General features: G+C 31.0%; 13 protein-coding genes. 4 read left to right on the top strand and 9 right to left on the bottom strand.

Annotated features, from left to right (window positions below; genetic code table 11):
• Positions 1–68 precede the first annotated feature (68 nt).
• The 7 genes from HW275_RS09675 to HW275_RS09645 form a co-directional block, all read right to left on the bottom strand.
• A complete protein-coding gene (locus HW275_RS09675) occupies positions 69–695 on the bottom strand; it encodes a flavodoxin (RefSeq protein ID WP_178936321.1) in 627 nt (208 codons plus the stop codon).
• 47 nt (positions 696–742) lie between these two features.
• A complete protein-coding gene (locus tag HW275_RS09670; RefSeq protein ID WP_218975119.1) occupies positions 743–1,735 on the bottom strand; it encodes an alpha/beta hydrolase in 993 nt (330 codons plus the stop codon).
• 19 nt (positions 1,736–1,754) lie between these two features.
• The gene (locus HW275_RS09665; RefSeq protein ID WP_255460059.1) at positions 1,755–2,039 is read right to left on the bottom strand and encodes a carboxylesterase family protein; all 285 of its coding nucleotides are present in this window, start codon (positions 2,037–2,039) and stop codon (positions 1,755–1,757) included.
• Positions 2,040–2,064: 25 nt separating this feature from the next.
• Positions 2,065–2,967 (bottom strand): alpha/beta hydrolase, encoded by a 903-nt coding sequence (locus HW275_RS09660; RefSeq protein WP_178936319.1) that lies wholly within the window; start codon positions 2,965–2,967, stop codon positions 2,065–2,067.
• A gap of 90 nt (positions 2,968–3,057) precedes the next feature.
• Positions 3,058–4,731, bottom strand: a complete 1,674-nt coding sequence (locus HW275_RS09655) for a carboxylesterase/lipase family protein (protein WP_178936318.1) — start codon at positions 4,729–4,731, stop codon at positions 3,058–3,060.
• Positions 4,728–5,852 carry a carboxymuconolactone decarboxylase family protein gene (locus tag HW275_RS09650; protein WP_018499005.1) on the bottom strand — a complete coding sequence of 375 codons (1,125 nt, stop codon included), beginning with the start codon at positions 5,850–5,852 and terminating at the stop codon, positions 4,728–4,730. The genes HW275_RS09655 and HW275_RS09650 overlap by 4 nt, the downstream gene beginning before the upstream one ends.
• A 110-nt stretch (positions 5,853–5,962) precedes the next feature.
• On the bottom strand, positions 5,963–7,027 hold the full coding sequence (locus HW275_RS09645) for an alpha/beta fold hydrolase (RefSeq protein WP_178936317.1): 1,065 nt from the start codon (positions 7,025–7,027) through the stop codon (positions 5,963–5,965).
• Between the two features lie 149 nt (positions 7,028–7,176).
• Here HW275_RS09645 and HW275_RS09640 point away from each other — a divergent pair, with 149 nt between their 5' ends.
• Positions 7,177–8,028 (top strand): LysR family transcriptional regulator, encoded by an 852-nt coding sequence (locus tag HW275_RS09640; protein WP_178936316.1) that lies wholly within the window; start codon positions 7,177–7,179, stop codon positions 8,026–8,028.
• Between the two features lie 35 nt (positions 8,029–8,063).
• Here the strand turns inward: HW275_RS09640 and HW275_RS09635 are convergent, their stop codons facing one another.
• Both HW275_RS09635 and ybaK read right to left on the bottom strand, forming a co-directional pair.
• Positions 8,064–8,906, bottom strand: coding sequence for an aldo/keto reductase (locus HW275_RS09635; protein ID WP_178936315.1), 843 nt, complete (start codon positions 8,904–8,906; stop codon positions 8,064–8,066).
• Between the two features lie 185 nt (positions 8,907–9,091).
• Complete coding sequence (ybaK, locus tag HW275_RS09630) at positions 9,092–9,592, bottom strand: Cys-tRNA(Pro) deacylase (protein WP_178936314.1); 501 nt, start codon at positions 9,590–9,592, stop codon at positions 9,092–9,094.
• Positions 9,593–9,953: 361 nt separating this feature from the next.
• Here ybaK and argF point away from each other — a divergent pair, with 361 nt between their 5' ends.
• From argF to atpB, 3 genes are all read left to right on the top strand, one after another.
• Complete coding sequence (argF, locus tag HW275_RS09625) at positions 9,954–10,943, top strand: ornithine carbamoyltransferase (RefSeq protein WP_178936313.1); 990 nt, start codon at positions 9,954–9,956, stop codon at positions 10,941–10,943.
• 100 nt (positions 10,944–11,043) lie between these two features.
• Positions 11,044–12,270, top strand: coding sequence for a family 10 glycosylhydrolase (locus HW275_RS09620; RefSeq protein ID WP_178936312.1), 1,227 nt, complete (start codon positions 11,044–11,046; stop codon positions 12,268–12,270).
• Positions 12,271–12,575: 305 nt separating this feature from the next.
• A complete protein-coding gene (atpB, locus tag HW275_RS09615) occupies positions 12,576–13,472 on the top strand; it encodes a F0F1 ATP synthase subunit A (protein ID WP_178936311.1) in 897 nt (298 codons plus the stop codon).
• The last annotated feature ends 123 nt before the right edge of the window (positions 13,473–13,595 follow it).

Here is a 13,595-nt window from a genome sequence, read left to right as displayed (position 1 = left end):
TCAATTTTCAGTTTTTCATATTCTTCATCTGAAACTTCTTCAAACCACTCTGCATCTCCAGTTTCTATTCAGTATTTTAAGCTTTTCACCCAATCTACAACCTCAGATTCATTATAACTGCTGGAAAATCTTTGTCCATCAACCCAGTTTCCTGTTTTTGTCAATTTTTTCAATCTGTTTCCGCTAGTCCCATCTCCTGTTGACATTGATGTACCAAACGGAATTACAGTTTTTCCAGTAAAATCATTTTTCTTAACAAAATCATCCAGAACCCAGGAAGCCTCTCTCCACCAAATCGGATACCCGATAAATACGGTATCATATGAAGAAAAATCAGGAATAACCGCATTTTTCAATTCTACATTTCTACTATTTGGGTTATCATGTTCTCTGTTAACTCTACTATTTTCATCAGTCCAATTCAAATCATCACTTGTATACTCGTTTTTTACTTCCAATTTAATCAAATCTGCATTCGTTTCTCTCGCAATAATTTTAGCAACTCCTTCAGTTGTACCTGTCTGTGAATAATATACAACTAAGACTTTTCCGTTCCCTTTTTTTGCATTTCCGTTTTTTCTTGAATTTTGGTTATTTACTGCTGAAGAATTATTTCCACATGCAATAAATCCAAATAATACCGCCATATTTAAAATTACTTTACAAAATCTATTTCTATTTACAAAATTTTTCATTTTTTTGCCTCCTGTTTTATTTTTAAATATACTCTATATTCTTTGTTTTATAAATTTTTATTATAAAACTGTGTCAATTTTCCACTAATTTCTTTCACAAACTCAGGCTTCCAGTAAGTTTGAATATGAGTTGCACCTTTTACTAAAAATAATTCTTTATTATTTGTTCCAGTTGCATTTTTAAAAACTTCTTCTGTCATATACAAACTATCAGCCTTATCTCCAGCTATCATTAATAATGGCTGATTTATTAAATCTACATTAGTATTAACATCAAAAGACATTAAATCTAATAAGCTACTAACTGTATTATTAGTTTGAGAATTTGGATGTTTATGAGTTATTCCATAATATTCATAACCATCTCTATACAATTCAAAAGGTAATGCTGCTATTTCTTCTTTTGTCATTCCATCTGCAAAAGCTGGTGTGTATCTAACTTCTCCACCTGCTGCTTCTTGTGCTCTTGCATCTGAAGCATCTTTTAAACGAGTTTGTATAGTATCCATTTGTGTACGATTATATCCATTACGTCTAACATCACCTGTATTAAACATACTTACAGTCGCTACAGTTTTAAATCTTTTATCTGTTTGTGCTACTTTTATTGAGTAGCCACCTCCACCACAAATTCCTAATAAACCTAATCTATTTTTATCTACACCAGGATATTGAGTTATGAAATCAGCTGCAGCTCTTATATCTTCCATACGATTTGCAGGTTTATCTACATAACGAGGTTTTCCTCCACTTGCTCCTTGATAAGCAGCATCAAAAGCTATTGTAACATATCCTTGTTCTGCTAATTTTTGTGCATATAACCCTGCAACTTGTTCTTTAACTCCACCATTTGGGTGTGCTACCACTATTGCTGGAAATTTACCATTTGGAGTATAATTTGCAGGTTTGTATACATTAGCTGCAATATCAATTCCATTAATTTTATAACTTACTTTTTCTACATTTACCTTTCCTTTTTCATTTTTTGTAATCGCTCCATCATATACAAATGTAAAAGGATTATTTCTATAATTTGCCATTGCCATACCTCCTAATATTTTAGAAATTATAGTCAGGTGCTAATAATTTCATTAACTCCTCATCATGTTTATATTTAACTTCTGACTTATCATCAAAAATCATAACTGCTCCATTTTTAGTATTATATGGTAACCATTTTGGTAAGCCTTTCACATTAGGATTTCCTGTTCTTGCAAAATTTATCCAAGCTTGACTTACTTTATCTGCTAATTTATAAGCTTCTTTTTCTCTACCTTTTATAAGTCCTTCGATCTTATCTATATTATTAAATACAAATGGAATTTCTGCTGTGTGGAAAGACATTGCCATACCCTCAACCATAAGTTAGTCACTTTTCATATTTTACACTTTGCTTTTCCCAAAATTTTATAGCACTATCTATCCAATTTTCTGCTGAAGTTCCAATGCCTAATCCAAAGCCATGCTTTACATTTTTATATTTATGAAATTCTACTTTTAAGCCTGCTTTTTTCATTTCATTAAATCTATTTTCAACAACTCTTGGATTAGCAATTCCATCTCTGTCACCAACTGCCATAAATGTAGGAGGATCATTTAGTGTAAAACTAGCTAATCCTGTGTAAAGCATAACTATTGTATTGGGTTTAGTATAATTTTTTTCTCCAAAAGAAACTAAACCTCTTGAGCCAATTGCTGCAACCATCCTAGCTCCTGCTGAACTTCCCCATAAAGAGTAATTATTTATATCAACTTCAAATAAATCTTTATTTTCAATTATATATGATATTGCTCTTGCTAGGTCCTGAGTTGCCCTATAACCATCTTCAACTCTATATTGTAAAACAAAAGCATTATAACCTCTTTTATTTAATTCTATTGCATAAGGAAAACCCTCATGTATAGAACCAACATAGGAAAAGCCTCCACCCGCATTGATTATAGCAAAAGGTGCATTTTTATTTCCTTTAAAGAAAAATATTCCTGTATTTGCTTTGCTCTTATCTTCTTTTATTTCTTTATCGGTATAAATTTTATAGAATATCTCTTCACCCTTTTCACTTCTATCAATTATATAATTAATACTCTTTAAAGTTGTATCAGTATTTATATTATTATGATATGGTAATAAATAAGCTATATCTTTTAATTTTGAGTTTGGATTGTAACCATGTTCAAGAGGTAAAATAAATTTTGAAAACTCTTTTATACTTGGATAAGTTAAAAGTTCTTTTATTGTACTATCTTTATTTAAGTATTCTTTTTTTAACATTTTTTCTCCTCCAACACTTGCTTCTATACTTTTTATATAGAAAAAGTTAATAATAATTAAAATTAATATATTCAGTCTTCTCATAATATTTTAGAAATTATAGTCAGGTGCTAATAATTTCATTAACTCCTCATCATGTTTATATTTAACTCCTGACTTATCATCAAAAATCATAACTGCTCCATTTTTAGTATTATATGGTAACCATTTTGGTAAACCTTCTGCATTAGGATTCCCTGTTCTTGCAAAATTTATCCAAACTTGACTAATTTTTCCTGCTAATTTATAGGCATCCTTTCCTCTACCTTTTAAAGTTCCTTCAACTTTATCTATATTATTAAATACAAATGGAATTTCTGCTGTATGAAAAGACATTGCCATACCATCAATCATAGGATTATCCCAAGCAAAAATATAACTATATACTGGTGCTCCATTTTGATCTGCTTTTAATCTTGTTGTTTTCAATGTTTGTTTTCTTAATAAAGCATCAACATAAAGTGCATCTACTGCTTTTCTTTCTGGATAAGCCTTTTTAAATTCTTTCGCTATTGCTTCTGCTCTGTCACCATATTTTTCTTGCATTTTCTTTTTTATTTCTGCATTAGTAAAAGTATTTTTATTTTCAACTTTATTATTTGATAATACAAATGGCATTGTTTCCCATTCTGTTAAGTTAGTACCTATTAATAAAGGAATCTCTCTTGATTGTTCTGAATATTTTTCTCCTACAGGTTCTACTGGAATATAGCTATCTAATTTAGGTGCCCAATCAAGTCCTGGTTGTCCAGTTAAAACATTTTTATAACCTTGTTCCTCAGCTGTTTTTGCTAAGGCTTTTTCTGTTGCTTCCATAACTTTTTCATAAGGTATTTTTTGAATTTCATCTACATTTTTTGCATTTAATCCTAAATTTTCAAGAGTTAATTCTGCAACTCTTCTAGTAGCTTTTTCTGGTAAAAGTGTCATTCCCATTTTTTCTACTGCTCCACTTTCAGATATAGCTTTGTGGAATAAACCTTTTGCAGCTGGTGTAGCCATAAGAGTTAAAACTTTTGCTCCTCCTCCTGACTCTCCAAATATAGTTACATTATTAGGATCTCCTCCAAATTCTTCTATGTTATCTCTTATCCATTCAAGAGAAGCAACTAAATCCATAATTCCAGCATTGGCAGAATTTTTATATTTTTCTCCATAAGCTGATAAATCTAAGAAACCTAGTGAATTTAATCTATGATTTACAGAAACTACTACTACATCTCCTTTTTTACTTAAATTTTTTCCATCAAAAATATAATTTTCAGCAGATGAACCGCTTCTAAAACCTCCACCATGTAACCATACCATTACTGGTCTTTTCTTTCCATCTTTTATACCAGGAGTCCATATATTTAAGTTATGAGAATTTTCACTCATCTCTAATTTAGGTCCTGCAAACCAACCTCCACTTGAAACCATACTCTCACCTTGTGAAAAATATGTTCCAAAAGTTACAGTTTGTTTAATACCATTCCATTTTTCTACTTTTTTAGGTGCCATAAATCTTTCGGCTCTTGCATAAGGTACACCTAAGTAAGTATATATTTCATCTTGAATAAATCCTTGTATTTTTCCACTTTCTGTTGTAGCTATTGTATTAGTATTTTGATTTACAGTATTTTCAATTTTTTTAACTACATTTTTATTTTCATTTGTTTCAGAAAATAATAAATTTCCAGTTCCAATTTGTAATAAAAATAAAGCTACTAATAGCATTTTTTTCATTTTTCAACAACTCCTTTTAATCTATTAGATGAATCACTATCAACTTCTTTATTTAAAATATTTACAACTTTTTCTAAATCACTTTTTTTAATTCCTAAATTAGTTATTAAATTAACATGTGAAGCTAATTGTGCCTCTCCACCTGATATTGTGGAAATGGTTGAAACTGTTGTTAATTCTCTATTTACATAGTTTAAATTATCTCTACTAAATAAATAACCAAATAAATGTGCCTTTAAAGCATAGTCAACTCCATCAAAATTTTGTAATAATCCACTGCTATCTCTTTGAGATAAAATACTTAAAGTTTCTGTTCCATATTCATAGTAATTTATATCCCCCTTATTTGTAGGAACTTTCCCTTCAATATCTTTTTTACCATTAACTTTTCTTTCTTCTAACACTTTATTTAAAGTAAGCATTCCATTTAGTGCTCTTGGAAAACCTATATAAGCATATTGATGATTTAAAATTTCTCTTATTTCATTAATAGTTAAACCTTTATCTAATCCCTTATTCAAAGCTACTTTTAATTTATTTAAATCTCCTTTTGCCGTATTAGCTGCTATTGAAACAATAGCTAGTTGTTTTTCTGTCAAAGAAGTATTTTGTTTATGTTTCTCAATAGAAATTTTCAATCTTTCTTCTGTTGGTTTTTCATTTAATTCAACTTTTTCAAACCAAGTAGTTGTATTATTTTCAGTATCAGGTGTTATTACTAAGTGGGACATTGAAGTTGTTTCCCCAGCTCCATGCCAATGTTTTACATCTGCTGGTATCCATACAACATCACCTTTCTTTACATATTGAATTTCCTTACCCCATTCTTGAACTCTACCTTCTCCCTCAGTTATATATAAATATTGCCCTTTTGAATGTGAATGCCAATTGTTAACTACTCCAACTTCAAAATCTACTATTGCAACACTATCCTTAGATATATCAATTTGTGGTAAGATTGCAAACTCTGCTTCTCCTGAAAAATATTTTGGATCTGCTTTGATATATTTTAAATTTTCTTTTTTAGTAATACTTAGATTATTTACTGAATTTGCCATAATTAAATTTCCTCCCAGTAAAAAAATTATAAAAGTTAATATATATTTTTTTATTTTTTTCATTCTTTTCTTTCCAAATTTTATTTTAAGAGTCAAAATTATTTATTTTAGCATTTTTTAATTCCACATGAACTTTATCAAGATTTTCATGTGCTTTTATTACTCTGCTATTTTTATTTTGCTAATCCTTTTTCTTTCATCCATTTTTCCATGGCATTTGCTACTTCTCTATTATTTAAATCTGCCATCATAAAGTGTGTACTTCCTTTTATTCCTATATCAGGTAGCATTACAACTTTTACATCTCCACCTGCTTCATTCATCATTTTTTCCCATTTTTTAGCTAAATTTACTCTTATTCTCCAATTATCTAAACCCCAGTTATCAGTTAATTCAGTTGGAATATTATCACCAAAATATACAACTATTGGAATTTTAGTTAATTTTTTAAATTCAGCATCAGACACTTCATAGCCACTAGCTGGAAATGGACTTGTTGTTTTTTCAACTTCTGGTAATTTTCCTTTTGGAAATGGGAAAGTTCCAGGTTCTAATGCAATTACTCCTTTTACTTTGTCAGAAGCTATGGCAGTGTCCCAACCAGGTCCTCCACCAGCAGAATGAGTTACTAAAACTCCATTTCCTGATTTTTCAAAAACTTTTACCATCGCATCACTTATAACTTTTTGGTCAAAATCTCCAGTATCAGGAGTCATTTGTCTAAAAAACTGTTCTCGCGATTCCTTATCTCTAGGGACTGAAACATTGTCATATATATTTGGCCATTGTCCTATACGAAAATTATTATACCAAAGCTGGTCATCCGGTCTTGCTGTTAAATTTCTTGGAACTGTTGACTGCCCAGCTCTACCACGTCTAGGCTGGTCAACAATATATGTACTGTATCCTTTTTCCAAAAATATATTTTGAAATCCATCTCTTCCATCTGGTGTACTTTCCCAACTTTTTCCTGACTGTCCATACCCATGTAAAAATACAATACTATTCTTTTTTGCTTTTACTGGCTTTTGATAAAATACATAGGCATGATCTCCATGTAATGTTTCCCCATCAAAATTCATAGGCTCCGAATCTTTATATTCTCCTGGTGATGTTACAACTGTTCCTCCTGCCATAAAACTTCCCTGTTCTTTAATTGTTACAGGCTTCTGAAATCCAAAACTTGCAGTTGCTGATAATATCCCTATTGCCATTAATAATATTAAATTTTTTTTCATATATAATCTCCTTCATTTTCTTATTTTTATTTCCTTATCTTTATATATAGTTATAATACTAAAATTTAAGATAAAAGTACAATACCGTTTAGAAAATGTGCTATAATTAAAATGCATACTAGAAATAAAAATTATATGAGGTGATTAATATGATAGAATTGGAACAACTTAAACAGCTTATTGCGTTTGCAACATATGGAACATTATCAAAAGCTGCTGAAAAGTTGTATATTTCACAGCCTGCACTTTCCCGTTCGATACAAAAGCTAGAAAAAACTTTAGGGGTTGAACTGTTTGACAGGAAAAAAAATAAGATGGAATTAAATCAAAATGGAAAAACTGTTATCCAGTACGCAGAAAAAATATTGAATCTTGTAGATGAAATGGAAGAAAAAGTTAATAAAAATAATCAGATTCAAAATAATTTTTCAATCGGTTCATGTGCTCCGGCTCCATTGTGGGATATGATTTCATTATTTGGAAGATTTTATCCTGAAAAATATATTCTTCATAAAATAGAAAATAATCTTCAGTTATTTGAAAAACTTAAAAATGACATTTATCAGATGATTATACTTTCTGAACCTATTGATAATTCTGAATTTTTCTGTATAAAATACAAAACTGAACGATTATTTTTATCAGTTCCTCTAAGTCATCCGCTGGCTAAAAAGAAGGAAATACATTTTTCAGATATTACAGATGACAGAATGCTCTTATTCAATCCAATAGGAATATGGAAAGATGTAGTTTTAGAAAAAATGCCTAATATGAACTTCCTTATTCAAAATGACAGGATTATTTATCAGGAATTAGCTGAAATGCAGAATTTACTGCATTTCCGTTCAAATTTCACACTTGAACGTGAAGACAATTTCAAAAATAATATTTCAATTCCAATTGCTGACAAGGAAGCAAAAATGACTTTCTACTGTGTCTGTAAGAAAAATATAAAAAATGAAATTGAGAAACTTTTTGATAGTTTTAGTAAAAATTCTTAAAAAATAAGAGGGAAGAAATCTCCCTCGTATTTTTATTATTTCCTTCCATTAAGCCATTTTACTATTTCTACATCATCATGGTTTAAAAATAAACTTTCCTTTTTATCAAGTTCAGCTATTTTATTCATATCTTCTACACTCAATTCAAAGTCAAATACATTAAAATTTTCTTCAATTCTGTCTTTTCTTGTTGATTTAGGTATTACAACTATATTTCTTTGAATTAGCCATCTTAAAATTACCTGAGCCACAGATTTATTGTATTTTTTACCAATTTCAGACAAAATTTCATTTGCAAATATTCCATTTTTTCCTTCTGCAAAAGGTCCCCATGATTCTATTTGAACCCCATATTCCTTCATTATTTCATTTGCTTTAATCTGCTGATTGAAAGGATGTGTTTCCACCTGATTTACAGCTGGCACTACTTCATTATTCATAATAAAATCAACCAGTCTGTCAGGATAGAAGTTACTTACACCAATTGTTTTTATTTTCCCTTCCTTATACAGCTCTGTCATCGCTCTCCAAGCTCCATATACATCATTAAATGGCTGGTGTATCAGATATAAATCAATATATTCCAAATCCAATTTTTTTAAAGAAGTTTCAAATGCCAATTTTGCCTTTTCATAATTTGCATCACTTACCCATAATTTTGTTGTAACAAAAATTTCTTCTCTCGGTATACCGCTTCTTTTTATACCTCTTCCCACAGCTTCTTCGTTTCTGTAGGACGCAGCTGTATCAATCAGTCTATATCCTGTCTTTAATGCATTGTAAACTACTTCCTCACATTCTTTCGCATCTTCAATTTGGAATACTCCGAATCCTAATATCGGCATTTTTACTCCATTGTTTAAAGTTACATATTTCATAATATTCCCTCCTAATTTTTATATGTCATTTTTTAATTACAGTTACACTACCAATCTTCTTGAACATATTTTACAAAAAAATTTTTCTAAAGTACAATATCAATTTTGTAATCCACTATAACTAAAACGCATACTAAAAAATAAACTATAAAAAAATTAGCATTTAAACGTCATCCCTTCACAATCTAAATTTCTTCCATCGTCAAATCCACAATAGTCCCCTTCACTACTTCAACCAGCTTGTCTGTTTCCACTTCCATCTGTAATCCTCGCCTACCAGCTGAAACCATTATTTTGTCAAATTTTTCAACTTCCTTGTCAAAAAAAGTCCTGAACAGTTTCTTCATTCCCACAGGAGAACATCCTCCTCGAATATATCCTGTTTCCTTCTCCAATTCTGATAATGGCAATAAATCAATATTTTTCTCTTCACAAGCCTTTGCCACTTTCTTCAAATCCAGATGAGCCTCTCCATGAATCACACAAACATACAAATTCTTACTTTTCCCCTTTAACACAATTGTCTTAAAAACTCTCTCCGCCAATTCAGGCAACTTTTCAGCAACACCAAGCCCTCCGCTTTTATCTTCGCTCCACTCATAAGTATGGATAATGTATGGAATCTTTTGTTTATCTAGCTGTCTTAAAGCATTTGTCTTTACAATTTTTTCTTTTTTATGTTTCATTTTATACCCCCATAATCGTATTCTTCGTTATTTTCAGTATATCAAATTAATATTTTTCAGTCAATAAAAAAACAAGAAGTTAAATTAAATCCCTTATTTCTAAAAGCATTTTAATATTAAACTCCATTTAAATAAAGAGAAATAAAATTATAAAAGTCCTTACGTTGGATACTTAATGATTAAATTTAATTAAAGGACATTTTAATAGTTAATAGGCAAATATAATAGCATGATCTTGTAAAAAATGAGTTTAATTTTTTGATTTTCATTGTTTAAACAGGAAATAGTATAAATTATAAGATTTAAATGATATAATAGAATATATAAATTGCAAAACAATATTAGGAAAAGAGGTAAAATTATGTTGAAAGGACGTTCATTTTTGAAACTGCTGGACTTTACAACGGAGGAATTGCAATATTTGCTGGATTTGGCAAAGAAATTGAAGGAGGATAAAAAAAATAAAACTGAAAAGAAAAAATTAGTTGGAAAAAATATTGCACTAATTTTTGAAAAAACTTCGACACGGACTAGATGCGCATTTGAGGTAGCGGCTTATGATCAGGGGGCAAATGTTACTTATATCGGGCCTTCCACTTCGCAAATAAATGACAAGGAATCTATTGAAGATACTGCAAAGGTTTTGGGAAGATTTTATGACGGGATTGAATACCGTGGATACGGGCAGGATTTGGTCGAGGCATTAGCAGAGCATTCTCGTGTGCCTGTGTGGAACGGGCTTACGACTGAGTTTCATCCTACACAGGTTTTAGCGGATTTTTTGACAATTTTAGAAAAAAAGGGGACTTTAAAGGGTATTAAGCTTGCATATCTTGGGGACGGGAAAAATAATATGGCGAGTTCACTTATGATTGGGGCGGCAAAATTTGGAATGGATTTTACAATTGTTGCTCCGAAAGAGTATTTTCCAGATAAGGAACTGGCTGAAACTGCATTAAGACTGGCTGAGGAAAATGGAGGACGTGTTTCATTTACAGATGACAGGATTGCTGGCGTGAAGGATGCGGATGTGATTTATACGGATGTATGGGTATCAATGGGAGAATCATCTGATGTATGGAAGGAGAGAATAAACAGGCTTTCATATTATCAGGTAAATAGCGAACTTGTAAAACATGCAAAGGATGACTATCTGTTTATGCACTGCCTTCCTGCATTTCATGACTTGAATACAAAGGTTGCAAAGGAAATTGAACAGAAGTATGGCATTAAGGAAATGGAAGTTACTGATGAAGTGTTCAAAAGCAAAAATTCCGTGGTGTTTGATGAGGCCGAAAACAGGATGCATACAATAAAGGCGGTTATGACAGCAACTCTAGGAGAAAAATAAAAAAATTAAAAATTGAAAAAAATAAAGATAATGTATTGAAAATTTAGCAAAAATGTACTAAAATGATATTGAAGATTTAACATTCAGAAAGGAGATATTGGTGAAATCAATTATAAAGAAAATATCATTATTAGCAATTACAGTTTTAACAGCGGCGTCATTAAATGCTTCCAACATTATAATGGGAAACAATCACAATGCATCAAAAGTTAATAATCAGAAAGTAACAAAGAACAGGGAATTAAGAGGAGTCTGGGTAGCGAGTGTAAGCAACATTGACTGGCCATCTAAGAAAGGGCTTAGTGCAGATCAGCAAAAAAGAGAATTTTTGACAATTCTTGACAATGTGAAAAAATGGAATATGAATGCAGTATTTGTACAAATCAAGCCAACAGCAGATGCCTTTTATCCATCTAAATACTCACCATGGTCTGAATACTTAACTGGAACGCAAGGAGTAAGTCCAGGATACGATCCATTAAAGTTCATGGTAGAGGAAGCACACAAAAGAGGAATCGAATTTCACGCATGGTTTAACCCATACAGACTTTCCACATCAAGTTCAAGAGCCAAATTGTCAAAAGACAATATTGGACGTAAAAAACCTGAATGGACAGTGGCTTATGGTGGACAGTTGTACTTAAATCCAGGAATTCCCGAAGTAAACGATTATGTTGTAAACAGCATTGTTGAAGTTGTGAAAAATTATGACGTTGACGGTGTCCATATGGATGATTATTTTTATCCGTACAAAGTTAAAAATCAGGAATATCCAGATTCTGCACAGTACCAAAAATATGGAAGCAAATTTTCATCAGTTGGTGACTGGAGAAGAGACAATGTAAATAAGTTAGTTGAAAAATTGCATAACTCTATAAAAAAAGAAAATAAAAACGTAGAATTTGGAATAAGTCCATTCGGAGTATGGCGAAATGCCTCCACTGATCCGTCGAGAGGTTCTGCAACAAAAGCAGGAGTTCAAAACTATGATGACTTGTACGCAGACATTCTGTTATGGATGAATAAAGGCTGGATAGATTATGTAGCGCCGCAAATTTACTGGAATCAAGGACATAAATCCGCTGAATACAATACGCTTGTAAAATGGTGGAGCAAATATGCAGGGCAAACACAGACAGACTTATACATCGGACAAGCCGCATACAAGGTTAATGATTGGCAAAATGCAAAAGAACTAATAAATCAGGTAAATTTCAACAGAAATTACCCGGAAGTAAAAGGAAGCATCTTCTTTAGCTACAAATCATTACTGACAAACCCTAAAAATGCGACAAACAGTCTGGCACAAGGGCCTTATTCCAAGTAATGGCAATTTTTAGTTTTAAATTTAAAAAAATTTAGGATTTTAAAGAGTTCAAAAAAGAAAAAATCAGTGTTGTTAAAGTTATTATGACTTGGATAGCACTGATTTTTTTGTAAAAAAATTAAAATATATGAAAAATGATATAAATATTTTGCTATTTTTTGTATAAAATAGTTAGAAAAGTTTTAAATAAAGGGTTTCTTTAAATACTAATAAAATTTGCAAAATGAATTTAATTGGAGTATAATAAGCATATGTAACAAAGAATATTAAATCTTTACTCAAAGTTGGGAGAAAGGAGGGAAACAATGAAAAATAAAATTTGGAAATTTTTAGGATTTCTATTTCTTATGATGGTTGTTGTGAATGTGATTTTATCGATTATTTCAACATTTTTACCAGTAAAATTCGAGTCACCGAGTTCTGTCGTAGAAGCGCCGCACTATTTTAATTTTATTCTGGGGAACTTTAAATTTTCACTGAGCCAAACAGTCCTTGATACGTGGGCAATTATGCTTATAATCATACTTATTGTAAGAGCCGGGACAAAAAATATAAGTGTTGAAAAACCTGGAAAAATGCAGATTGTTATGGAAGAATACTATCATTTTATTGAAAACACCTTTTTGACTACTTTTGGAAAACATAAAAAAACTTATATACCATTTTTTGCGGCATTGTTTGCATTTATAATGTTTTCAAATTTAAGCACTTTCCTATTCCCGTTCATTATGATGGCAGTCAAGGAAAATGGCATTAGAACGGTAAAACCGTTTTTTAGAACGCCAACAGCGGATCCAAATACAACAATTGGGCTATCACTCGTGGTGATTGTCGTCTTCTTGGCAGTTTCTATAAAGCAGCATGGTTTAAAAGGATACATAAAATCATTGTTTGAACCAATGTGGTTTATGTTTCCGTTAAACGTCGTGGATATTTTTTCAAAAGTGCTGAACACTTCAATGCGGCTATTTGGGAATATGCTCGCAGGACTTGTAATTGTCGGGTTGCTGTATAGCCTTGTTGGGCGTGGACTGTTACAGTCAATGACAAATAATATGCTGAAGGGAAGTTTCTCATTTTCAGTCGGATGGCCAATGATTATACAGCTTTATCTGGATTTATTCATTGGAATAGTGCAGGCATTCGTATTTACAATACTATCATCAGTCTATATTGGTGAAGCGTTAGGTGAAGAGGAATAAAAATAAATTTGTAGTTCTTTTATATGTTCAAAGTCAATAAACTAATAAATTTTGCATAAATAACAGAATTATAAAAAACATAATTTTTAAAACAATCAAAGTAAAAATAAAAAAATAAATTTA

This window comes from Leptotrichia sp. oral taxon 223 (genome assembly GCF_013394795.1).
Taxonomy (GTDB): Bacteria; Fusobacteriota; Fusobacteriia; order Fusobacteriales; family Leptotrichiaceae; genus Leptotrichia.
Note: the sequence above shows the minus strand (reverse complement) of the source record. Positions and strands in the feature narration are given on the sequence as shown.

Excerpts from the sequence above, each read along its gene's own strand:
- HW275_RS09675 (WP_178936321.1), bottom strand. The coding sequence starts at position 695 with ATGAAAAATTTTGTAAATAGAAATAGATTTTGTAAAGTAATTTTAAAT.
- HW275_RS09670 (WP_218975119.1), bottom strand. The coding sequence starts at position 1,735 with ATGGCAAATTATAGAAATAATCCTTTTACATTTGTATATGATGGAGCG.
- HW275_RS09665 (WP_255460059.1), bottom strand. The coding sequence starts at position 2,039 with ATGTCTTTCCACACAGCAGAAATTCCATTTGTATTTAATAATATAGAT.
- HW275_RS09660 (WP_178936319.1), bottom strand. The coding sequence starts at position 2,967 with ATGTTAAAAAAAGAATACTTAAATAAAGATAGTACAATAAAAGAACTT.
- HW275_RS09655 (WP_178936318.1), bottom strand. The coding sequence starts at position 4,731 with ATGAAAAAAATGCTATTAGTAGCTTTATTTTTATTACAAATTGGAACT.
- HW275_RS09650 (WP_018499005.1), bottom strand. The coding sequence starts at position 5,852 with ATGAAAAAAATAAAAAAATATATATTAACTTTTATAATTTTTTTACTG.
- HW275_RS09645 (WP_178936317.1), bottom strand. The coding sequence starts at position 7,027 with ATGAAAAAAAATTTAATATTATTAATGGCAATAGGGATATTATCAGCA.
- HW275_RS09640 (WP_178936316.1), top strand. The coding sequence starts at position 7,177 with ATGATAGAATTGGAACAACTTAAACAGCTTATTGCGTTTGCAACATAT.
- HW275_RS09635 (WP_178936315.1), bottom strand. The coding sequence starts at position 8,906 with ATGAAATATGTAACTTTAAACAATGGAGTAAAAATGCCGATATTAGGA.
- ybaK (WP_178936314.1), bottom strand. The coding sequence starts at position 9,592 with ATGAAACATAAAAAAGAAAAAATTGTAAAGACAAATGCTTTAAGACAG.
- argF (WP_178936313.1), top strand. The coding sequence starts at position 9,954 with ATGTTGAAAGGACGTTCATTTTTGAAACTGCTGGACTTTACAACGGAG.
- atpB (WP_178936311.1), top strand. The coding sequence starts at position 12,576 with ATGAAAAATAAAATTTGGAAATTTTTAGGATTTCTATTTCTTATGATG.